This is a genomic window from Arthrobacter sp. SAFR-023 (assembly GCF_051965295.1).
Lineage (GTDB): Bacteria > Actinomycetota > Actinomycetes > Actinomycetales > Micrococcaceae > Arthrobacter.
On record NZ_JBQCMF010000031.1, the window covers coordinates 1 to 22,324 of the forward strand.

17 protein-coding genes and 1 pseudogene are annotated in these 22,324 nt (G+C 65.4%); 12 read left to right on the forward strand and 6 right to left on the reverse strand.

Features of this window, described 5'->3' with window-relative positions:
- Window positions 1-257: 257 nt before the first annotated feature.
- Window positions 258-938, reverse strand: coding sequence for a GntR family transcriptional regulator (locus ACTHQX_RS21225; protein WP_111904442.1), 681 nt, complete (start codon window positions 936-938; stop codon window positions 258-260).
- A 116-nt stretch (window positions 939-1,054) separates the two neighbouring features.
- Between ACTHQX_RS21225 and purU (ACTHQX_RS21230) the strand changes: the two genes are divergently transcribed.
- From purU (ACTHQX_RS21230) to ACTHQX_RS21270, 9 genes are all read left to right on the forward strand, one after another.
- On the forward strand, window positions 1,055-1,969 hold the full coding sequence (purU, locus tag ACTHQX_RS21230) for a formyltetrahydrofolate deformylase (protein WP_440159231.1): 915 nt from the start codon (window positions 1,055-1,057) through the stop codon (window positions 1,967-1,969).
- A 55-nt stretch (window positions 1,970-2,024) separates the two neighbouring features.
- Window positions 2,025-4,517 (forward strand): GcvT family protein, encoded by a 2,493-nt coding sequence (locus ACTHQX_RS21235; RefSeq protein WP_440159229.1) that lies wholly within the window; start codon window positions 2,025-2,027, stop codon window positions 4,515-4,517.
- A 113-nt stretch (window positions 4,518-4,630) separates the two neighbouring features.
- Window positions 4,631-5,257, forward strand: a complete 627-nt coding sequence (locus ACTHQX_RS21240) for a cyclodeaminase/cyclohydrolase family protein (protein WP_440159228.1) — start codon at window positions 4,631-4,633, stop codon at window positions 5,255-5,257.
- On the forward strand, window positions 5,254-6,132 hold the full coding sequence (locus ACTHQX_RS21245; protein ID WP_440159227.1) for a bifunctional 5,10-methylenetetrahydrofolate dehydrogenase/5,10-methenyltetrahydrofolate cyclohydrolase: 879 nt from the start codon (window positions 5,254-5,256) through the stop codon (window positions 6,130-6,132). The genes ACTHQX_RS21240 and ACTHQX_RS21245 overlap by 4 nt, the downstream gene beginning before the upstream one ends.
- Window positions 6,129-6,377 (forward strand): hypothetical protein, encoded by a 249-nt coding sequence (locus ACTHQX_RS21250; RefSeq protein WP_111904434.1) that lies wholly within the window; start codon window positions 6,129-6,131, stop codon window positions 6,375-6,377. The genes ACTHQX_RS21245 and ACTHQX_RS21250 overlap by 4 nt, the downstream gene beginning before the upstream one ends.
- A 45-nt stretch (window positions 6,378-6,422) precedes the next feature.
- Window positions 6,423-8,789: an FdhF/YdeP family oxidoreductase gene (locus tag ACTHQX_RS21255; protein ID WP_440159225.1), complete on the forward strand. Its 2,367-nt coding sequence runs from the start codon at window positions 6,423-6,425 to the stop codon at window positions 8,787-8,789.
- 247 nt (window positions 8,790-9,036) lie between these two features.
- Window positions 9,037-10,329 carry a molybdopterin molybdotransferase MoeA gene (locus tag ACTHQX_RS21260; RefSeq protein WP_440159224.1) on the forward strand — a complete coding sequence of 431 codons (1,293 nt, stop codon included), beginning with the start codon at window positions 9,037-9,039 and terminating at the stop codon, window positions 10,327-10,329.
- 3 nt (window positions 10,330-10,332) lie between these two features.
- Window positions 10,333-11,199 carry a formate dehydrogenase accessory sulfurtransferase FdhD gene (fdhD, locus tag ACTHQX_RS21265; protein WP_440159223.1) on the forward strand — a complete coding sequence of 289 codons (867 nt, stop codon included), beginning with the start codon at window positions 10,333-10,335 and terminating at the stop codon, window positions 11,197-11,199.
- 117 nt (window positions 11,200-11,316) lie between these two features.
- On the forward strand, window positions 11,317-12,126 hold the full coding sequence (locus ACTHQX_RS21270; protein ID WP_440159222.1) for an IclR family transcriptional regulator: 810 nt from the start codon (window positions 11,317-11,319) through the stop codon (window positions 12,124-12,126).
- A 35-nt stretch (window positions 12,127-12,161) separates the two neighbouring features.
- Here ACTHQX_RS21270 and ACTHQX_RS21275 read toward each other — a convergent pair whose 3' ends face one another.
- Complete coding sequence (locus ACTHQX_RS21275) at window positions 12,162-13,388, reverse strand: aromatic ring-hydroxylating oxygenase subunit alpha (RefSeq protein WP_440159221.1); 1,227 nt, start codon at window positions 13,386-13,388, stop codon at window positions 12,162-12,164.
- A gap of 54 nt (window positions 13,389-13,442) precedes the next feature.
- A complete protein-coding gene (locus tag ACTHQX_RS21280; protein ID WP_236805381.1) occupies window positions 13,443-14,684 on the reverse strand; it encodes an NAD(P)/FAD-dependent oxidoreductase in 1,242 nt (413 codons plus the stop codon).
- A gap of 247 nt (window positions 14,685-14,931) precedes the next feature.
- On the opposite strand from ACTHQX_RS21280, the gene ACTHQX_RS21285 reads away from it, so the two are divergent.
- The 3 genes from ACTHQX_RS21285 to ACTHQX_RS21295 are packed head-to-tail and all read left to right on the forward strand — an operon-like array spanning window position 14,932 to window position 18,842.
- Window positions 14,932-15,282: a bifunctional 3-phenylpropionate/cinnamic acid dioxygenase ferredoxin subunit gene (locus ACTHQX_RS21285; RefSeq protein ID WP_111904427.1), complete on the forward strand. Its 351-nt coding sequence runs from the start codon at window positions 14,932-14,934 to the stop codon at window positions 15,280-15,282.
- 36 nt (window positions 15,283-15,318) lie between these two features.
- The gene (purU, locus tag ACTHQX_RS21290; RefSeq protein ID WP_440159220.1) at window positions 15,319-16,299 is read left to right on the forward strand and encodes a formyltetrahydrofolate deformylase; all 981 of its coding nucleotides are present in this window, start codon (window positions 15,319-15,321) and stop codon (window positions 16,297-16,299) included.
- Between the two features lie 35 nt (window positions 16,300-16,334).
- Window positions 16,335-18,842 (forward strand): GcvT family protein, encoded by a 2,508-nt coding sequence (locus ACTHQX_RS21295; protein ID WP_440159219.1) that lies wholly within the window; start codon window positions 16,335-16,337, stop codon window positions 18,840-18,842.
- Window positions 18,843-18,986: 144 nt separating this feature from the next.
- Here ACTHQX_RS21295 and ACTHQX_RS21300 read toward each other — a convergent pair whose 3' ends face one another.
- The 3 genes and pseudogenes from ACTHQX_RS21300 to ACTHQX_RS21310 form a co-directional block, all read right to left on the reverse strand.
- Window positions 18,987-21,335, reverse strand: coding sequence for an FdhF/YdeP family oxidoreductase (locus ACTHQX_RS21300; protein WP_440159218.1), 2,349 nt, complete (start codon window positions 21,333-21,335; stop codon window positions 18,987-18,989).
- 144 nt (window positions 21,336-21,479) lie between these two features.
- Window positions 21,480-22,100: an MBL fold metallo-hydrolase gene (locus ACTHQX_RS21305; protein ID WP_440159217.1), complete on the reverse strand. Its 621-nt coding sequence runs from the start codon at window positions 22,098-22,100 to the stop codon at window positions 21,480-21,482.
- Window positions 22,097-22,324, reverse strand: a pseudogene (locus ACTHQX_RS21310) (S-(hydroxymethyl)mycothiol dehydrogenase); the annotation flags it as partial. The gene ACTHQX_RS21305 and the pseudogene ACTHQX_RS21310, both read right to left, overlap by 4 nt.

The following is a 22,324-nucleotide window of genomic DNA, read 5'->3' on the forward strand; positions in this document are numbered from 1 at the left end:
GGACCGGCCCGCTGACCTTCTGCCGTTCAAAGTATCTGGCATGGTTAATTCAGGGCCTTAGCTCTCAGTGGCGGACGGGCGTCAGTTGCCGATGCGGCAGGGCGCAGCTGGCCACAGGGTATTTGCTCTAAGGCTGTCACCTGCCCGGGTAGCGCTGAACCACCAAACCGGGCGGCGCCACCCACCCTTTAGGATGGGCGTGCTTCGCGACGGCGAGCCAACGTCCCGGCGTCGTCGTTGCCAGGCAACAACAAGCGCTACGCTGCGAACAACGCCGTCCGCACGGCCTTCTCAAAGCCGTCGACGTGAACGCGGGCCAGTTCCTCGGCTTGGGCCTCGTCCCCTTTGATCACCGCTTCAAGCAGGTCGACGTGCTCGTGCACGTGCCGGGAAAGGTTTGGCAAGCGGTCCAGCACCATGCACCAAATGCGCGTCGCGAGATTGTCGTAGCGGATCAGGACGTCTTCCAGGTGCGGATTCGCTGCTGCGGCATAGATTCCCTGGTGCACCCTGGCGTCCAGCCGCAACGTCTCCACCACAGATGCGCTGTCCACATCGAAGGACTCGACCTCCTCCACGATGAGGCGGAGACGCTCACGCGCTGCCGCTGTGGCCACCCGGGCGGCACGGGCGGCAGCCAGGGGCTCCAGCTGGGCCCTGATTTCCGAGATGAATGCGAGGTCCGTGACCTCCACCCGTGTTGCGAAGGTACCGCGCCTTGGATAAGTCACAACGAGCCGGTCAACTTCAAGCCGCTTAAGCGCTTCCCTGACCGGAGTGCGCCCGATGCCGAGCTCCTTGGCAATCCCCTCGTCGTACAGCGGATCGCCAGGCCGGATCTCCAGGGTCAGCAGGCCGTCGCGGATACGTTCATAGGCCACATCGGCCAGGGACCTCGAACCTCCGGCCTCCGACACCGCCAAAGCTTCAAACGCCACCGCTCCGCCTCTCCTATGGGCCAACATCTATTGACCTCATCCGCACACCAGTATACGCTGACAACCAGCCCTGATATATCAATAAGGTGATCAGTCATATATCTAAAGGATGCGACATGACCGTTGTGGAAACAGCCACACAAACCAGGCCGGCTGCGCAGACAGAAGCCTCCAAAGAAACCAACACCGGCAAGTTCGTGCTCACACTGTCGTGTGTCGAACGTGCCGGCATCGTCCAGGCAGTAACCACCTTCCTGTTCGAGCGCGGATTTAACATCGAACAGCACCAGCAGTTCGACGACGGCCTCCGTCAGACCCTGCACCTGCGCACGGCCTTCTCGGGAGCCACGGATTTCGATCAGCAGACGCTCGAAGCGGAGTTCCGCCCCATTGCGGAACGCTTTGACATGAAGTTCAACGTCCACGACGAGACCAAGCACCGCGTTCTGGTCATGGTGTCGAAGTTCGGGCACTGCCTGAATGACCTGATTTTCCGCTGGCGTGGCGGCAGCCTCGGCGGGGAGCTGGCCCTGGTGGTTTCCAACCACGAAACGCACCGGGCAATGGCCGAGGCTGCCGGCCTGCCGTTCGTTTACATCCCCGTGACTCCGGAAACCAAGCAGGATGCCGAGCGGCGACTGCTGGAGCTCGTGGACGAATACGACATCGACCTCGTCGTCCTGGCCCGGTACATGCAGGTGCTTTCGGACGACCTGTGCCGGTCCCTCGAGGGCAGGGCCATCAACATCCACCACTCGTTCCTGCCGGGATTCAAGGGCGCGCGCCCCTACCACCAGGCCTACGACCGCGGCGTGAAGCTGGTGGGCGCAACGGCCCACTACGTCACCGCCGACCTTGACGAGGGCCCGATCATCGAGCAGGAAGTCATTCGCGTGGACCACAGCTTCGGTCCGACCACCCTGTCCACCATCGGTCAGGACGCGGAAGCACTGGCCCTGTCGCGAGCCGTCCGCTGGCACTGCGAGCACCGCGTGCTGATCGACCAAGCCAGCACCATCGTCTTCCGCTAGACGAGCCAACGTACAGGCCGCGGAAGCCCACTACTTAAATCAGCAGGAGAACCACATGGCATCAACGCCTCGAATCGTCATCATCGGAGCTGGCATCGTCGGCACGAACCTGGCCGACGAACTGGTCGCCCGGGGATGGAACAACATCACAGTGCTGGACCAGGGGCCTTTGAACATGCCCGGAGGATCCACCTCCCACGCTCCGGGCCTGGTCTTCCAGACCAACCCGTCCAAGACCATGGCAGCTTTCGCCAAGTACACGGTGGAAAAGCTGCTCTCCCTGACAGAGGACGGCGTCAGCTGCTTCAACCAGGTGGGCGGCCTGGAAGTGGCCACCACCGAAACCAGGCTCGCTGACCTCAAGCGCAAGCTCGGCTATGCAGCCTCCTGGGGGATCGAAGGACGGATCCTCTCCTCGGCAGAGTGCAAGGAACTCTACCCGCTGCTCAATGACGAAAACATCCTGGGCGGACTCCACGTGCCAAGCGATGGCCTCGCAAGCGCTGCCCGTGCCGTCCAGCTGCTGATCAAGCGCACCGAAGCCGCAGGCGTCACATACCGCGGCTCCACCTCCGTGACGGGCATCGAGCAGTCCGGGCGGCGCGTCACCGGCGTCGAGACCTCCGAAGGCGTCATTCCGGCCGACATCGTCATCTCCTGTGCCGGCTTCTGGGGCGCGAAGATCGGCGCCATGATCGGCATGGCGGTTCCCCTGCTTCCGCTGGCCCACCAGTACGTCAAGACCACTCCGGTGCCCCAGCTGAGCGGCCGCAACGAACTGCCGAACGGGGCCACGCTGCCCATCCTGCGCCACCAGGACCAGGACCTCTACTACCGCGAACACGGCGAACGCTACGGCATCGGCTCCTACGCCCACCGCCCCATGCCCGTCGACGTCGACACCTTGGGTACCTATGCCCCCGAGACCGTCAGCGAACACAACATGCCTTCCCGCCTGGACTTCACGCTGGAGGACTTCCTGCCTGCCTGGGAGGCCTCGAAGCAGATTCTTCCCGGACTGGCAGAAAGCGAAATCGAGGATGGCTTCAACGGCATCTTCTCCTTCACCCCCGACGGCGGACCGCTCCTTGGCGAGTCCAAGGAACTCGACGGTTTCTATGTCGCAGAGGCCGTCTGGGTGACGCACTCCGCAGGCGTTGCCAAGGCGATGGCCGAGCTCCTGACCACGGGCAAGTCCGAAACCGACCTGGGCGAATGCGACATCACCCGCTTCGAGGACGTGCAGCTCACCCCCGAGTACGTCAGCGAGACCTCGCAGCAGAACTTCGTGGAGATCTACGACGTCCTCCACCCGCTCCAGCCCAAGCTCTCCCCGCGCAACCTGCGAGTCAGCCCGTTCCACGCCCGGCACAAGGAACTCGGAGCCTTCTTCCTGGAGTCCGGCGGGTGGGAGCGGCCGTACTGGTTCGAATCAAACGCTGCACTCCTCAAGGAGATGCCGGCCGAATGGCTGCCGCCGGCACGGGACGCCTGGTCCAACATGTTCAGCTCCCCCATTGCGGCCGCCGAAGCGTGGAAGACCCGCACGGCGGTGGCCATGTATGACATGACGCCACTGAAGCGGCTGGAAGTGTCCGGGCCCGGAGCCCTGAAACTGCTCCAGGAGCTGACGACGGCGGACCTGGACAAGAAGCCCGGCGCGGTCACCTACACGCTTCTGCTCGACCACGCCGGCGGCGTGCGGAGCGACATCACCGTCGCCCGCCTGAGCGAGGACACCTTCCAGCTCGGAGCCAACGGCAACATCGACACCGCCTACTTCACGCGGGCTGCCCGGCACCAGACGCAAAGCGGGTCCGCTAATGACTGGGTCCAGGTCCGCGACACCACCGGCGGCACCTGCTGCATCGGCCTCTGGGGCCCCCTGGCCCGCGACCTGGTCGGCAAGGTCAGCGACGATGATTTCACCAACGACGGCCTGAAGTACTTCCGGGCAAAGAGCGTCGTCATCGGCGGGGTCCCGGTCACGGCAATGCGGCTGTCCTATGTGGGCGAACTCGGCTGGGAGCTTTACACCAGCGCGGACAACGGACAGCGGCTGTGGGATGCGCTGTGGCAGGCAGGACAGCCCTTCGGCGTCATCGCGGCCGGACGGGCGGCGTTCAGCTCCCTGCGCCTCGAAAAGGGCTACCGCTCCTGGGGATCGGACATGACCACGGAGCACGACCCCTTCGAAGCAGGCCTCGGATTCGCCGTCAAGATGGCCAAGGAGAGCTTCATCGGCAAGGGCGCGCTCGAAGGCCGGACCGAGGAAGGCTCGGCCCGCCGGCTGCGGTGCCTGACCATCGACGACGGCCGGTCCATTGTCCTGGGCAAGGAGCCCGTGTTCTACAAGGATCAGGCAGTCGGGTATGTGACCAGCGCAGCCTACGCGTACACGGTGGCCAAACCGATCGCTTACGCCTACCTCCCGGCCACCGTATCGGTGGGCGATTCCGTCGAGATTGAATACTTCGGGCGGCGGATCACGGCCTCTGTTTCGGAAGAGCCGCTGTACGACCCGAAAATGACCAGGCTCCGCGGCTAAGCAGCCCGCAGGGCCCTCTGGGGGCACACAGCCCGGCTCATCCTCGCAACGGGAGCCGGGCTGCGTGCACCCCCCTTTTCCGCTCCAGCTTCTACCAGCCCAGGAATGAACAAATGATCGGTTCAGAAACAATTAATGACTACCTCGGCAGGCTTGCCGCCCGGCAGCCCACCCCCGGTGGCGGCGCGGCCGCCGCGCTCCACGCGGCGCAGGGAGCGGCCCTGGTGGCGATGGTGGCAAGATTCAGCACCGGCGGCAAATATGAACAGCACGCAGAGACAACGTCCAGGATCATTGCCGCCGCCGACGAACTCATCGGCGAAACGCTGGGGCTGGCAGACGCCGACGAAACTGCCTTCAAAGCCGTGATCACCTCTTACAAGCTGCCCGCCACCAGCGACCCCGAGCGTGCAGCGCGCGCAGCCGCGATCGACGACGCGCTTGGCCAGGCCGCGCAGCCGCCTGCCCGGTTGATCAAGCTCTCAGGTGCCGTCGTGGAACTCGCGACCGAACTTTTGGATATTGCAAACCCGAACGTCATCAGCGACATTGCAGCAGCAGCCGACGCCGCCAGGGCAGCGGCCACCACCGCCCGCGTCAACATCGACATCAACGTCGTAGCCATCAAGGACGCCCAGGCACGCGCCGCACTGGCGGAACAAACAGATGGCATTGAAGAAAAAGTCGTTCTGGCAGCAGACTCGCTCTCACGCCAGGTACGGGAAAGGATCCTCCGATGACGGCATCCGTGCTTTCCGGCAAGCCCCTCGCCAAACTCATCCAGCAGCAGGCAACTGCCCAGGCCGCGGCACTGGCCGAAGAAGGCTCACGCCCCACCCTCGCCGTCGTGGTTGCCACCGAGGACAGCTCCACGCACTGGTACGTTCGCTCCATAGAGCGCGCCGCGGAAAACGCCGGCATCGGCTGCAGGATCATCGACGTCGGCCATGACGCAACCGAACAGGTGCTGATCGCTGTGCTGAAGGACCTCAGCGCAGAAGCTTCCGTCAATGGCATCATCCTGCAGACTCCCCTGCCCCGCGGCGTCAAAACCCAGGAGCTGGTCAAGTACATCGCCCCGGAAAAGGACATCGACGGCGCCAACCCGGTGAGCCTCGGTCTTCTGGCCGTAGGGGAACGTGCGTTCGCGCCGGCCACGGCACGCTCCGTGGTGGAAATCCTGGACCACTTCGAGATCCCGGTGGCCGGGCGCAACGTGGTGGTGGTGGGCCGTTCCACCGTGGTGGGCAAGCCGTTGTCCCTGCTGCTGCTGCAGAAGGACGCCACCACCACCGTCTGCCACTCGAAGTCCGGCCCGCTCGGGAAGTACACCAAGGATGCCGACGTCGTGGTTGTTGCCGCGGGCCGCACCGGGTTGCTCACCGGGACCGATGTTTCGGAGCATTCAGTGGTCATTGATGTGGGAACCAACGTGCTTTCCGACGGCTCACTCGCCGGCGACGTCGACGAAGCCAGTGTTCGGCCTGTCGCTGCCGCGCTGACGCCCGTCCCCGGCGGTGTCGGCTCAGTCACCACGGCACTGCTGCTACTGCACACCTCCGAAGCGGCGCGCGAACAGTTCCGTGCAGCCCGGACGCCGGTCCTGGCGCGGTGACCGAGGCAGTCATGGCGCGCAGCACCGCGCCTCAGCCCACCAGCACCAAGGTGGTGGCGGACTGGACTGCGCTCATGCCCGGCGATTTCGTCACCGTACTGGAGCAGTACACGGTTCCCTACAGCGGCTGGATCGATGACCTGACCGAGGACGGCCGCATCGTGTGGCTGGTCCGCGCCTTCGGGGGTGGCCGCCGCATGTTCTTCCGTGAGGACGGCTGCATCGTCACGGTTGACGTTCCCTAGTCATTGCACCCGCTACTGCCCGGCATAGATTTTTAAGGAAAGCCAATGGCCTCTAAAGCCCCCCGCGAAAACATCGACGAGTCCAAGCTGACCGTCAGCAAACCCAAAACCAAGGCCGTGGGCATCCCCGCCGTGGCCAACGCCCTGAAAATCTCGCTGGAGCAGATGGGGCCGCTGCGCAGCGTCCAGACGCTCATGGCCGTCAACCAGATCGACGGCTTCGACTGCATGGGCTGCGCCTGGCCGGAACATGAGAAGCGCAACGCAGCGGAATTCTGCGAGAACGGCGCAAAGGCGGTGGCGGAGGAGGCTACCCGGCGGCGGGTCAGCCCGGAGTTCTTCGCCAGGCACTCCATTGCGGACCTCAAGACCCGCGATGACTACTGGCTGGGGCAGCAGGGCAGGCTGACCCACCCGATGGTCCTGGATGAGGGTGCAACCCACTACCGGCCCATTGACTGGGACGCCGCCCTGGAGCTGATCGCCCAGGAACTCAGGGACATGGACCACCCCGACCAGAGCGTCTTCTACACGTCCGGAAGGACGTCCAACGAGGCGGCGTTTGTCTACCAGCTGCTGGTCCGCGGCGTGGGCACGAACAACCTTCCGGACTGTTCGAACATGTGCCACGAGTCCTCCGGGTCGGCGCTGGTGGAGACCATCGGCATCGGCAAGGGTTCGGTCAGCCTGAAGGACCTGGAAACGGCGTCCCTCATCTTCGTGGCAGGCCAGAACCCGGGAACAAACCATCCGCGCATGCTCAGTGCCCTGGAGAAGGCCAAGAAAAACGGCGCCGCCATCGTCTCCGTCAATCCGCTCCCCGAGGCCGGCCTCCTGCACTTCGAGAACCCGCAGACCATCTCGGGAACGCTGGTAGGCACGGAGCTGACTGATGACTTCCTGCAGATCAGGGCCGGCGGCGACCAGGCCCTGTTCCAGGGCCTCGGGAAGTACCTGCTGGACGCGGAACGCGCTGGCAGGAACACCCCGGGCCTGTCCACCGTTTTTGACCACGACTTCATCAGGAACCATACGGTGGGCCTCGAATCCTACCTATCGCAGCTGGAACAGGTGCAGTGGGACGACATCGTCGAGGCAACCGGCCTGACCATGGAGCAGATCAACGCCACCGGTGAACGGCTCCTGGCGTCAGGCTCCACCATCGTCTGCTGGGCGATGGGCCTGACACAGCACAAGCACTCTGTCCCCACCCTCCGCGACGTCGTCAACGTCCTGCTGCTGCAGGGCAACATCGGCAAGCCCGGAGCCGGAGTATGCCCCGTTCGCGGCCACTCCAATGTCCAGGGCGACCGGACCATGGGCATCTTCGAACGGATGCCCGATAGCTTCCACGACCGGCTCGACCAGGAGTTCCAGTTCCAGTCACCCCGGGCGCACGGCTATGACACCGTCGCCGCAATCCGGGCGATGCGTGACGGCAAGGTCAGGCTGTTCGTGGGAATGGGCGGTAATTTCGTCCGGGCGGCTCCGGACTCTGATGCCACCGAGAAGGCCCTGGCCAACACCCGGCTGACCGTGCAGATCTCGACGAAACTGAACCATTCGCACCTGTCGACGGGAAAACGCGCCCTGATCCTCCCAACGCTGGGCCGCACGGAGCGGGATGCCCAGCGCTCCGGCGACCAGAGGGTCACTGTGGAGGATTCAATGAGTGCTGTCCATGCCTCCCGCGGCCGGCTCAAGCCCGCCAGCGAGCATTTGATGTCCGAGGTGGCCATCGTCTGCAATATCGCGCACAAGGTGTTCACGGACGCCAACGGCGTGCCCCTTCCCAACGCGCCGGCGGCCGACTGGCTCTCGCTCCGGGACGACTACGCGCTGGTCAGGAAGCACATCGAGGCTGTCATCGATGGCTTCGAGAATTTCGAAGAGAGAATCCAGCACCCCGGCGGCTTCGTTCTCCCCCACCCGCCACGGGACAACAGGGAATTCAAGACCCTGTCGGGCAAGGCCCACTTCACGTCCAATGCCCTGGAGTACCTCCGTGTGCCGGCCGGCAGGCTGATCCTGCAGACCCTGCGTTCACACGACCAGTACAACACCACGATCTACGGCAAGGATGACCGCTACCGCGGAATCCACGGCGGCCGGCGCGTGGTGCTGGTCAACGAGGCGGACATCGCCGAGCTGGGCTACGCCGACGGGGACATGGTGGACCTGGTTTCAGAGTTCCGCGGAACAGAACGCAGGGCGGAGAACTTCCGCATCGTCGGCTATTCGACGCCGAAGGGCTGCGCGGCCGCCTACTACCCGGAAACCAACGTGCTGGTCCCGCTGGATTCGGTGGCTGACACCAGCGGAACCCCCACGTCCAAGTCCGTGGTTGTGCGGCTGGAACCGGCGGCTGTGAAGGCGAGGGAAAATCAGATGTCTGCAGCCCTTCCCCGCTGATATATCTTTACGATATATTTGTAATATCAGTTCGCGGCGCGCGGCTCAGGCCCGCGCCGCCGGGAGAACACCCTAGTTTCGTTTCCCGTAAACGGTGTTTCGGAGGCCTGAAATACCTGGGGAGGTAAGCGCCGGAGCACCGCTTTCGGGAAACGACCAGGAGCGGCAGGAGTCCCTGCAAGGCGCCGCCACGAATGTGGCGGCGCCTCCCGTCTATCAAGCCATTTCACCAACGAGGGAACGACCAGTGGTAGCTCTAGCCCTTCAAGCCGTCGACAGGCCCGGCGAGAGTGGCGGGCCGGCCACTCACGGGGAGCACTCGTGGGCTGAAGCCCGCCGTCTGGCTTTCGACTGTGCCAGCCCCCTCGGACCGGAGCGCATCCCGCTTGGGGAGGCGAACGGCAGAACCTTGGCCGCCGACGTCGTCGCGCTGCAGGAGATGCCCCACTACGCCTCGTCCGCCATGGACGGCTGGACGGTTAGCGGTGACGGCCCTTGGACAGTGACGGAACCGGGAAAGGCCCTCCGCAAGGGAGAGGCCAGCCCGGTGGTCACCGGCGGCGTAATCCCCCCGGGCACGCAGGCGGTGCTCCGCGTGGAGAGCGGACGGCTTGCAACTGACGCCGGCGGCCGGGCTACATTGCTGCTGGGAAACGGGGCCTCCCCGGGCGAACCCCGCCCGGGCCAGCACATCCGCAGGTCGGGCGAGGAAGCGGCAGCCGGCGAGGTGCTGATGCCCGCCGGGACGGCTTTGAACCCTGCGCATATCGCCCTGGCCGCCGTCGCCGGCTTCGACCAGCTGACAGTGCGCGGCAAGCCACTGGTCAAGATGCTGGTCACCGGCTCAGAGGTGGTCACGGCCAGCATCCCGGCCCCGGGACAGGTCAGGGACGCCTTCGGGCCACAGCTCAGCGCAGTCATCCAGATGCTTGGGGGTGTTCCGGGGCCGCTGGTCCGGATCGGGGACTCCTACGAGGAATGGCTCACGGCACTGGGTGCCGCCGAAGCGCCGATGGGGCAGTGGCCCGACGTCGTGGTGACCACCGGGGGCACAGGGCGCTCGGGCGCTGACCATTTCCGGAATGCCGTGGCAGCGCTCGGCGGGCGACTCCTCATCGACGGCATCGCCATGCGGCCCGGCCACCCTGCTGCCCTGGGCAAACTGCCCAACGGACGGTTCGTCGTCGGGCTTCCCGGCAACCCGCTCGCCGCCCTCATGGCGCTCTTCACCGTCGGCGGTCCGCTGATGGCCGCCCTCGGCCACCAGCCGCTGCCGGGCACCAGCCGGGTGCCGTGCGGCACCGCCATCGACGCCCACCGTGCGTCCACACGGCTCATGCCGTTCCACTGGGTCAAGGACCTGGCGACTCCCGCCCACTACACCGGCCCCGGAATGATGCGCGGACTGGCCACCGCCGACGGCGTCATGGTAGTTCCGTCCCGCGGCGTTCAGCTGGGTGAGCCGGTTCCGGCATTTGCGCTCCCGTGGCGTCCGGAGCTGCGGCCTCCATTTACCGGCAAGTTGATCTGGGAGAACTAGGCAATGGCACGCATGACCCAGCGACGGAATGTCCACCGCTACCTGCTGGACGGCTCCGAGGCCGCCATGGAATACCCTGTGCGGCTGCGCGAAGACGTGCTGGCGGCGGAGGAGCCGCTGGAAATCCGCTTCGGTAACCTGTCCTTTGCCGTGACGATGCGGACCCCCGGCGATGACTTCGACCTCGTTGCGGGTTTTCTCGTCTCGGAGGGCATCATCGCCAGTCAGGCGGATCTGGTTTCGCTGCGCTTCTGCGCCGGCGAGGACGAAACCGGCAAGCAGACGTTCAATGTGGTCGAAGCGCAGTTCCGTCCGGGCCTGGCACTGCCGGACGCCGGGAGGCACGTTTACACGTCAAGCTCCTGCGGCATCTGCGGCAGCACTTCCATCGAGGCCGCCCGCAAGACCCTCACGTATGACGTGCACGGGGACCAACTGCGCGTGCCGGTCGAGGTCATAGCGCGTCTGCCCGAACAGCTGCGCGAAGCCCAGGCGCTGTTCGACAAGACCGGCGGCGTCCACGCAGCAGGACTGTTCAAGATCGGTGACGGGGGCGAAGCGGAACTGCTTTGCCTCCGCGAGGACGTGGGCCGGCACAATGCCGTAGACAAGGTGATCGGGTGGGCTCTGCGCGAAGGGCTGCTGCCGTTGCGCGGAACCGTCCTGCAGGTCTCGGGCAGGGCATCATTCGAGCTCGTTCAGAAGGCTGCCCTCGCCGGCATCCCGGTTCTGGCTGCCGTCAGCGCACCCTCGAGCCTGGCAGCGGACCTCGCCGCCGACACCGGTGTAACCCTTGTGGGCTTCAGCCGGGGCAAGAGCCTCAACGCGTATGTGGGCCAGGAACGGCTGGTGCTTGCGTCCGGAACGTAGGTTGTGTTCAGGAAAATGACGGTCGGAGTTCGTCGCAGTCTAGGATCAGAGTTGTGAAGCAGGCGGAATAGCGCAGAGCTAACCGCTGGTCACGGCGACGACATGGGAGCACCTCTGATGGCTGCAAGAGACGAACCAGCGAACGACAGGGACCCGGACGCCGCAGGCGGAGGCGGCGTCCAGTCCGTTGACCGCGCCCTCCAGATCCTGGAAATCATCGCCAGAGACGGGCACGCGGGCGTCAGTGAGATCGCCGACGAAATGGGGGTCCACAAGTCCACCGTTTCGCGGCTGCTCGGGTCACTGGTGTCCAGGGAGATCGTGCGGCAGAACCATGACCGCGGCAAGTACCAGCTGGGATTCGGCATCCTTCGCCTGGCCAGCTCCATTCCCGGCCGGCTGAGCCTGGTCCACGAGGCGCGTCCCACCCTGGAGAGCCTCGCAGACCAGTACAAGGAAACCGTCAACCTCGCCGTCCTGCGTTCCAGCTACGCGGTGAACGTCGACCAGGCCATGGGCCCGTCAACGCTGGCAACGTCCGACTGGGTGGGCAGCCTCACGCCCCTCCATGCCACGTCCAGCGGCAAAGTACTGCTGGCGGCCCTGCCGGTTGAAGAACGGTCCCGGCTCCTCCAGGAGGCGGGCCTTCCGGCCCGCACCCCGCGGACCATCACGGACCGGGATACCTTGGAGAACGAGCTCCTGGACGTTGCCCGCGACGGCTACGCCGTTGTTCATGAGGAATTCGAAATCGGCCTGAACGCTGTTGCCGTGCCCGTTTACAACCACTTCGGGACGGTCATCGGGGCCGTCAGCATCTCCGGGCCCGCCTTCCGCTTCGACCCGGAAAACACCCCCGGCCTGATCCGGGGGCTCCAGGAGGCCGGCCTGAGCATCAGCGGAAAGATGGGCTACACGCACCGATGACCCCGGACGGGGTCCGGGGTCATCGCAATGATCGCTCAGGAGGCCGGGGTAGCGGTCTCTTTGCGCTGCAGGGTTTCGGCACGTTCCTCCAGCGGCGGGGTGTCCGCGGTGAGGCCCAGCAGTGCCTCGCCGGACAGCACCACGTCGCCAACCTTTTCCTGGACCCAGTCGTGGAAAGCACCAATGTGGTGTTCGCTGGGAACGAGCACGCCGCCCTTTGCGTAGGACTTGGAAGCCATGCCCGGCTGGCACCGTTCGCAGGCGTCGAAGTCCTGCATGTTCACGCGGTGGAACAGCTCAACGGAGGCGGTGACGTCCTTGCCGGACTCCACCACTGAGGGCAGGTACAGCCAGTCGCATTCGACGATCGTGTGGTCTGCAGACATCGGGAACATGCGGTGGATGATCACGTGGTCCGGGACCAGGTTCACGAACACAGTCGGCTTGATCGTAATCGCGTAGTAACGGCGGTCCTGGTCCTCGGCCACGCCGGGGATCAGGTCCAGGCCCTCGGAACCGTCGACCGTGAAGCCCTTGATGTCCTCACCGAACTCCGCACCGTGGCCCACGAAGTACTGCGCGGCCAAACCGTCGGCGAACTCGGGCAGGACCTCGGTCAGCTCCGGGTGGATGGTGGCGCAGTGGTAGCACTCCATGAAGTTCTCAATGATGAGCTTCCAGTTCGCCTTCACGTCATAGCGGATGCGGCGACCCACGGACAGGTTTGCGACGTCGTAGCCGTCGATAGCGTGCACGTTGCCCAGGCGCTCCTCGATCGCGCCCATCACTTCCTCTTCGAAGGACGGCGGCTCCTCGGCCAGGCAAACCCACACGTAGCCCAGGTATTCACGGATGTGGACCTTGGACAGGCCGTACTCGTCACGGTCGATGTCCGGCATCTTGGTCAGGTTCGGGGCCGCGATCAGCTTGCCCTCGAAGTCGTAGGTCCAGGCGTGGTACGGGCACTGGAAGTTGCGGGCAGCTTCGCCCTTTTCCTCCATGCACAGCTTCACGCCGCGGTGCCGGCAGACATTGTAGAAGGCCCGGATCTCGCCCTTGCGGGTGCGCGAGATCAGCACGCTTTCCCGGCCAATCTGCACCGTCTGCCACGCCCCGGGCTTGTCCAGGTCCGCGGACCGGATCGCGCAGAACCACATCTGCTCGAAAATACGCTCCTGCTCGGCCCGGAAGATAGCCGGATCCGTGTACAGGTGACCGCCCAGCGTCGGGATCAGGCTCGGGGTGGATACCTCAACAGACAATTTGTTCTCCTAACAAAACAACACGAACAACACGACTTACAAGAAGAGTTGGGGCTAAAGCCCCATGGCGGCACCGGCAAGGGCGGGTTCGCCCACCGGCGCCAAAACTGTAGGCACGACGGCGGCCGCCGGCTTGGGTGCAGACGCCGCGAGGCTCCTGCGCCACTTGGTGAACAGCCGCGGCTGGTTCATGCCCAAAACCGCGACGGGAACGTCTTCCCGGTAATACACGGCCAGCAGGCTGTGCTCGGCAGCATCGCCCGCTTCGACCTCAAGGCGGTCGTAGCCGGCTGAGTGGCCGGCGAACTGGATTTTCACGCCGTGCTGGTCTGACCAGAAGTACGGCGGCTTCAGCGGCTGCGCCGGGGCTTCGTCATCGAGCAGCCCCTGCACCGCCAGCGCTGCCCGTTCCAGGGCACCCGTCCAGTGCTCCACGCGGCGGTGCCTGTCCACCGCAGCATCGAACCACGCGGCACAGTCCCCCACGGCCACAATGCCCGGAACACTGGTGCGCCCCATTGCATCACACAGCACACCGCCGTCGACCTCCACCCCGGAACCGGCGAGCCATTCAACATTCGGCTCCGCGCCGATCCCTACCACCACAACATCCGCAGCCACGAAAGACCCGTCGCCCAGCCGAAGACCGGTCACGTTTCCTTCGCCTGCGTAAAAGTCCTCAATAACGGCCGACGAGATGAGCCGGACACCTTTCCCGGTGTGCAGGCCGGCAACCACCGAGCCCATCTCCGTTCCCAGCTGGGCTGCAAACGGTACCGGCTTGGTGTCGACGAGGGTGACGTCCATGCCGCGCGAGGCGGCGGAAGAGGCCACCTCGGCACCCACGAAGCCCGCTCCGATGACGGCCATCTTGCTTCCCGGTACCAGTTCCGGTGCCAGGCTTTGAGCGTCGGCGAGGGTGCGCAGGGAGAAGACGTTGCTCAGGCCGGCCAGGGCCGGCAGCTGGCGGGCCCGCGCGCCGGTGGCGATGACGATGCCATCGGCCTGGACAACGCGGCCGTCAGCCAAGCCGATGGTTTTCGTTGACGCGTCCAGGGAGACTGCACGTGCACCCAGCAGCCATTCAGCGTCGAGGCCGTCAGTTTCGGTCTCCAGATACAGGTCCTCGGCTGTGATGGATCCCAGCAGGAAGTCCTTGGAGAGCGGCGGCCTGTCATACGGACGATGCTCTTCATCGCCGATGATGACGAGACGTCCGGTGAAGCCTTGGGCGCGGGCTGCCCGCGCGGCGGAAAGACCGGCCAGCGAGGCTCCCACGATCGCAAGCGTCTGCATATTTACACCCCTCCTTCTATTGCTATTAGCGCAACAACAATCGCTATATGCAACAGCGTGATCCATGCCACGGCGACTGTCAAGGGTTCGTTGACGCATTAATACGGGCACGCGTAATCGGGCCGCCAACCCTTGACAAAACAGTGTGAGCGAAAGCACGCTGTTGCATATTACGACTGCGGTTGATCCATTCGGAACAAGCCGCCAGCAACTCCTATATACCTCCCCAAACGAGAAAGAGGCCACCATGCACAAGGCATGCCCGCTCAGCGAACTGGCACCAGGGGAAGCCCTTCGCCTGAACACCGCGCCGCCCATCGCTGTCTTCCACACCGAGGAAGGCGAGCTCTTCGCCATCGATGACACCTGCACCCACCAGGACGCCTCGCTGACCGACGGCTGGGTGGAAGGCTGCGAGGTCGAGTGCCCCCTGCACGCCTCAAAGTTCAATCTCCGGACCGGGCAGGTTGATGCACCGCCGGCCAAACTTCCCGTCCGCACGCACGAAGTCACCGTCGTGGACGGCGACATCATGGTCATCGAGTCCGAGGAAGCGCCCAACCTTCCCCCCGGGCTGACAGTTAACGGCCACATCTAAGCCGCCCCGCTCTGCCACTACATTTCGGAGAAAACCTTGTCCACAGTTCTTGAAGGCGCGCCCGCGGCCGGTGCCAGCGCCAAAGCCCGTAGCGCCGAGTTTGTCCTCACCCTGGCCTGCCCCGAACGGCCGGGCATCGTCCGGGCCATCACGACGTTCCTGGCAGACCGCGGCTTCGACATCGTGGAGCACCAGCAGTTTGACGACCACGTCAGCGGCAAGCTCTACCTGCGGACCGCGTTCACCCAGAGCGGCGATGACGCCGATCAGGGTCCCTTTGCCCGGCTCAACCAGCGTGACGGTCTCGACCAGCAGGGCCAGCAGGGCCAGCAGGGCCAGCAGACGGCGGAAGGCCTCAGCTCCGAGTTCGCGGCCATCGCCGGCGAGTTCGGCATGGAGTTCAGCATCCACGACGGCCGCCCGCAGCGGTTGCTGGTCATGGTCTCGAAGTTCGGCCACTGCCTGAACGACCTCATCTTCCGGTGGCGGGCGGGAAGCCTGGGTGCGGAGATCGCCGTCGTGGTTTCCAACCATGAGGACCTGCGGCCCATGGCCGAGGCGGCCGGGCTGCCCTTCATCCACGTGCCGGTGACGGCCGGCACCAAGCCCGAGGCGGAGGCACGCCTGCTGGAGCTGGTGGCCGAATACGACGCCGACCTCGTGGTGCTGGCCCGCTATATGCAGGTGCTGTCCAATGACCTGTGCGGCAAGCTCCGCGGACGGGCCATCAACATCCACCACTCGTTCCTCCCCGGATTCAAGGGTGCGAAGCCGTACCACCAGGCCTACGACCGCGGGGTGAAAATGGTCGGCGCGACGGCCCATTACGTCACTGCGGACCTCGATGAAGGTCCCATCATCGAGCAGGAAGTCCTCCGGGTGGACCACGCCCTTGACCCGGACGCGCTGGTGACGGTGGGCCGGGATGCGGAGACCCAGGCGCTCTCCCGCGCGGTGAAGTGGCACTGCCAGCACCGCGTCCTGCTTAACAAGACCCGCACCGTCGTATTCCGCTAATTTTCCGCTAACGCGAACCAGGAGAACCACACACCATGAGCGCATCACCACGCGTCGTCATCATCGGTGCCGGCATCGTCGGCACCAACCTCGCGGACGAGTTGTCCAGCCGCGGCTGGAACAACATCACCGTCGTCGAGCAGGGCCCGCTGGAACTGGCCGGCGGCTCCACGTCGCACGCCCCCGGCCTGGTGTTCCAGAACAACTCGTCCAAGACCATGACGGAATTCGCCACCTACACCGTCAACAAACTGCTCGCGCTGAGCAAGGACGGCGAGTCCTGCTTCAACCAGGTGGGCGGCCTGGAACTGGCAACCACTCCCGAGCGCCTGGCTGACCTCAAGCGCAAGCTGGGTGTGATGACCTCCTGGGGCGTCGAAAGCCGGATCATCGACGCCGATGAATGCGAAAAGATCTACCCCCTGCTCAACACCGGCAAGCTCACCGGCGGCCGCGAGGTGCTGGGTGGCCTGCTCATCCCCACCGACGGCCTGGCCCTGGCCGCCCGCGCCGTGCAGCTGCTGATCGAGCGTTCGCGCGAGCGCGGCGTGACCTACCTCGGCTCCACCAGCGTCACCGGCATCTCCCAGTGGGGCGGCAAGGTCACCGGCGTGGAGACCTCCTCCGGCGTGATTCCTGCCGACATCGTGGTGTCCTGCGCAGGTTTCTGGGGCCGTGAGCTCGGCAAGATGGTGGGCCTGGAGGTGCCGCTGCTGCCGCTGGCCCACCAGTACGTCGTCAGCACCCCCCTCGCCGAGCTCGAAGGCGTGAACGAGCTTCCCAAGGGCGCCAGCAAGCCCATCCTCCGCTACCAGGACAAGGACCTGTACTACCGCGAATGGGGCAACCGCATCGGCATCGGCAGCTACGCGCACCGCCCGATGCCCGTGGACATGTCCGCCCTGCCCAAGGTGTCGGCCGAGGACATGTCCGACCACCGCATGCCTTCCCGCCTCGACTTCACCCTGGAAGACTTCGTGCCCGCGTGGGAAGACAGCCAGGACCTGCTGCCGGCACTGCGCAGCGCCGCGATCGAGGACGGCTTCAACGGTATCTTCTCCTTCACGCCCGACGGCGGCCCGCTGATCGGTGAAGCCCCGGAACTCTCCGGCTTCTTCGTCGCCGAGGCCGTTTGGGTGACGCACTCCGCAGGCGTCGCCAAGGCCGTGGCCGAGCTGCTCACCGAGGGCCGCTCCCGCACCGACCTGCACGGCACCGAACTCTCCCGCTTCGAGAAGGTGCAGACCAGCGACGAGTACGTCAGCGAGACCTCACAGCAGAACTTCGTGGAGATCTACGATGTCATGCACCCGCTGCAGCCCAAGGAGTCGCCGCGGGACCTGCGCGTCAGCCCGTTCAACGTCCGGCAGAAGGAGCTCGGCGCGTTCTTCCTCGAGTCTGCCGCGTGGGAGCGCCCGCACTGGTTCGAGGCCAACCGTCCCCTGCTGGACGAACTGCCGGCAGAATGGCAGGCTCCCGAACGCGAGCCGTGGGCGGCCCTGTTCTCCTCGCCCATCTCCGCTGCCGAAGCGTGGAAGACGCGTACCGCCGTCGCGCTTTACGACATGACGCCGCTGAAGCGGCTGGCCGTCAACGGCCCGGGCGCCCAGGCGCTGCTGCACCGGCTGAGCACCGGAAACATCGCCAAGAAGCCCGGTGCTGTCACCTACTGCCTCCTGCTGGAGCACGACGGCGGCATCCGCAGTGACGTGACCGTCGCCCGGCTCGGGGAAGAAGACTTCCAGCTCGGAGTGAACAGCAACGTGGACTTCGACTACCTGCGCGTCGAGGCCCGCAAGCAGTCCGCCGCCGATCCGGCCAAGTGGGTGCACGTCACCGACATCACCGGCAGCACTTGCTGCATCGGCCTGTGGGGCCCGCTGGCCCGCGAAGTCATCGGCAAGGTCAGCACCGACGACCTCACCAACGACGGCCTGAAGTACTTCCGCACCAAGGAAATCAACATCGGCGGTATCCCCGTCACGGCCATGCGCCTGTCCTACGTGGGCGAGCTCGGCTGGGAGCTGTACACCACCGCCGAATACGGCCTCAAGCTCTGGGACCTGCTGTTCGAAGCCGGACAGGAACACGGCATCATCGCCGCCGGCCGCGGGGCCTTCAACAGCATGCGCCTGGAGAAGGGTTACCGCCTCTGGGGCACGGACGTGACCACCGAGCACCACCCCTACCAGTCCGGCCTCGGCTTCTCTGTGGCGAAGGACAAGGAAGGCTACGTGGGCGCCGAAGCCCTGGCGGCCCTCAAGGAGCAGCCCGCGGAGAAGGTGCTGCGCTGCCTGACGGTCGACGACGGCACCTCCATTGTGATCGGCAAGGAACCCGTGTACGTGAACGGCGCTGCGTCCGGTTACGTCACCAGCGCGGCGTACGGCTACTCGATCCGCAAGCCGATCGCCTACGCCTGGCTGCCGTCCACTGTCTCCGAGGGCGACGCCGTGGAGATCGAGTACTTCGGCCGCCGCGTCGCCGCCACGGTCAGCGCCGAGCCGCTGTTCGACCCCGGTATGGAGCGCCTCCGCGGCTGACGTCTGGCCTTTCCACCCGCTGGTTGAGCTTGGCGAAACCCCGTCCTGACCCTAATTGAAGAAAGAACGACGGCGACACCCTGGATTTCCGGTGTGTCGCCGTCGTTCTTGGTTAAGAAAAGGTCAGGACGGAGGAGCGCGACCCTAGACGGTGGCCGCCTCGAGGGCGCCCGCCTCGGCGGCCGCTTCGACGCCGGCGTGCGGCTCGAAGCGGACGAACATGGCCTTGAAGCCGGGGGTGTTGGACACCCGGGCCACGTTTTCCTTGTGGACCAGGGCATTGGCTTCAGGGAAGTACGCCGCCGCGCAGCCCTTGGCCGTCGGGTAGGCCACCAGCCGGAACTTCTCCGCGCGCCGGTCATTGCCCTGGAAGGTGCTCACCACGTCCACAAGTTCGCGGTCCTTGAAACCCTGCTCGGCGAGGTCCTCCGGGTGCACCAGGATCACGCGGCGGCCGTCGGAGATTCCGCGGTAGCGGTCGTCCAGGCCGTAGAACGTGGTGTTGTACTGGTCGTGGCTGCGGATGGTCTGCAGCACCAGGTGGCCGGCCGGCGGCGTGAGGTACTCCAGCGGGCTGACCGTGAACCTGCCCCGGCCGATGTCCGTCTTGAAGGAGCGGGTGTCGCGCGGCGGGTTGGGCAGCACGAAGCCGTTTTTGGTCCGGACCCGGGTGTTGAAGTCCTCGAACCCCGGCAGGACCCGGGAGATGTGGTCGCGGACCACGTCGTAGTCCTCGGCCATGGCTTTCCAGTCCACCGCGTGGCCGGGGCCGAACGTTGCCTCGGCCATCCGTGCCACGATCACCGGCTCGGCGAGCAGGTGATCGGACACGGGCTGCAGCCTGCCCTGGGTGGAGTGGACCACGGACATCGAGTCTTCGACGGACAGGAACTGGGCGCCCTTGGGGTGCTTGTCATCCTTGTCCGTCCGGCCCAGCGTGGGAAGGATCAGCGAGGTGCGGCCGTGCACGATGTGCGACCGGTTCGGCTTGGTGGAGATGTGCACGGTCAGGCCGATCCGCTGCATCCCGGCTTCCAGGGTCTCGGTGTCCGAGCAGGCGAGGGAGAAGTTGCCGCCCATGGACACGAACACGTCCACCTCGTCGCGCTCGAAGGCCTCCATGGACTCCACGGCGTCGTGGCCGTGGTGCCGTGGGGACTCGATGCCGAACTCACTGTCCAGCGCTTCGAGCAGCCACTCTTTGGGCTTTTCCCAGATGCCCATGGTCCGGTCGCCCTGGACGTTGGAGTGGCCGCGCACCGGGCACGCACCGGCGCCGGGCTTGCCGAAGTTGCCCTGCAGCAGCAGGACGTTGACCATTTCCTTGATGGTGTCCACCGAGTGCGGCTGCTGCGTCACGCCCAGCGCCCAGCAGAAGATGCTGGCCTTGGATGCCACCAGCATGCCGGCCACGTCCTCGATCTGCTTCCGGGACAGGCCCGTGGCCCGTTCCGTCTCTTCCCAGTCCAGGTCCTGGCGGGCCTCGCGGTACGCGTCAAAGCCGTCGGTCTGCGCCTCGATGAAGGAATGGTCGACGACGGTGCCCGGGTTTTGTTCCTCGGCCTGCAGCAGCAGGTGGCCCAGTGCCTGGAACAGTGCCAGGTCCCCGCCGACCTTGATCTGCAGGTATTCGTCGGCCAGCGGCGTGCCGCCGCCCACCACGCCGGAGATGGTCTGGGGATCCTTGAAGTTGAACAGGCCGGCCTCGGGCAGCGGGTTCACTGCCACCACCTTGCCGCCCTTGTCCTTGCATTCCTTGAGCGCGGACAGCATGCGCGGGTGGTTGGTGCCGGGGTTCTGCCCCACGACGAAGATCAGCTCAGAATCATGGATGTCCTCCAGGGACACCGTGCCCTTGCCGATGCCGATGGTCGGGTTCAGCGCGGACCCCGAGGACTCGTGGCACATGTTGGAGCAGTCCGGCAAGTTGTTGGTGCCGAGCGACCGGCCGAACAGCTGGTACATGAACGCGGTCTCGTTGGCCGTGCGGCCCGAGGTGTAGAAGACGCAGCGGTCCGGGGTGCTGGCCCGGATGTGTTCGCCGATCAGCTCGAAGGCATCGGCCCAGGAGATCGGCGAGTAGTGCGTCTCCCCCTCCCGGATGACCATCGGCTCGCTCAGCCGGCCCTGGTTGCCCAGCCAGTACTCCGTCTTCTCGGACAGCTCGGCGATGGAATGCTTCGCCCAGAACTCCGCCCCCACGGTCCGCAGGGTGTTCTCCTCGGCCACGGCCTTGGCGCCGTTCTCGCAGAACTCGGCCGCCTTGCGCTTCTTGTCTGACTCCGGCCAGGCGCAGCCCGGGCAGTCAAAGCCGCCGCGCTGGTTGAGCCGCAGCAGCGACTGCGCCGTGCGGGTCACGCCGGCCTGCGCCACGGCGCGTTCCAGCGCCACCATCACGGCCTTGACGCCGGCGGCTTCGGTCTTCGGCTTGTGGACTTCGAGCTTGTCCTCGTTGATGTCCGCGACGGGGGCGGGCTGCTTCCCGAACTTCATTGTTCCAACTTCCTAACCGGCTGCTTTCGTGCCTGTTTTGATCGCCACGAAGGCGCGCCAGGCATTCCTGGCGCGCCTTACGTGTGGCGATCTTGTCTTTCTTCTTAGTGTTTCACCTGTTACTGCGCCTTAGTGTTTCACCTGTTACTGGGCCACGTTGGCGAGGGTTTCGCGTTCGGCGGCGATGGTGGTGTTCTCGCCGTGTCCGGTCCTGACGGTTGTTTCCGGTGGGAGGGTGAGGAGCCGTTCGCGGATGGAGGTCAGGATGGTGGGGTAGTCGCTGTAGGAGCGGCCGGTGGCGCCGGGTCCGCCGTTGAACAGGGTGTCCCCGGTGAACACGGTGTTCTCTGCTGCGAGGTGGAAGCAGGTGGAACCGGGTGAGTGGCCGGGGGTGTGGATCGCCTTCAGGGTGGCCCCGCCGACCTGGAACTCGTCCCCGTCCGTTATGGTCCGGTCTGGGGTGGTGCCGGGGTAGACCTGTTCCCAGAGGACCTGGTCCTCCGGGTTCAGGTAGACAGGGGCGCCGACGGTGTCGGCGACTTCGCGGGCGGCGCCGATGTGGTCGTTGTGCGCGTGGGTCAGCAGGATCGCTTTCACCTTCCGGCCGCGGACCTGGTTGATGATCGCGGCGGCGTCGTGCGGGGAATCAATGATCACGCACTCGGTCTCGTTGCCCACGATCCAGACGTTGTTGTCCACATCCCAGGTCCCGCCGTCGAGCGAGAACGTGCCGGAGGTGACGAGGTTTTCGATGCTCACGCTCATGCCGAAGCCACCGCCGGCACGGCAGCAGCGGCCGTGGAGGCTGCCGCGGGCTGGATGTCAACAACTGAGCGGAGGACCTTGCCTTCGTGCATCTTGTCGAAGGCTTCCTCGACCTGGTCGATGGTGATCCGTTCGGAGACGAACGCATCCAGGTCCAGGTTGCCGGCCTTGTAGTGGGCCACGAGCATCGGGAAGTCCCGGGACGGCAGGCAGTCCCCGTACCA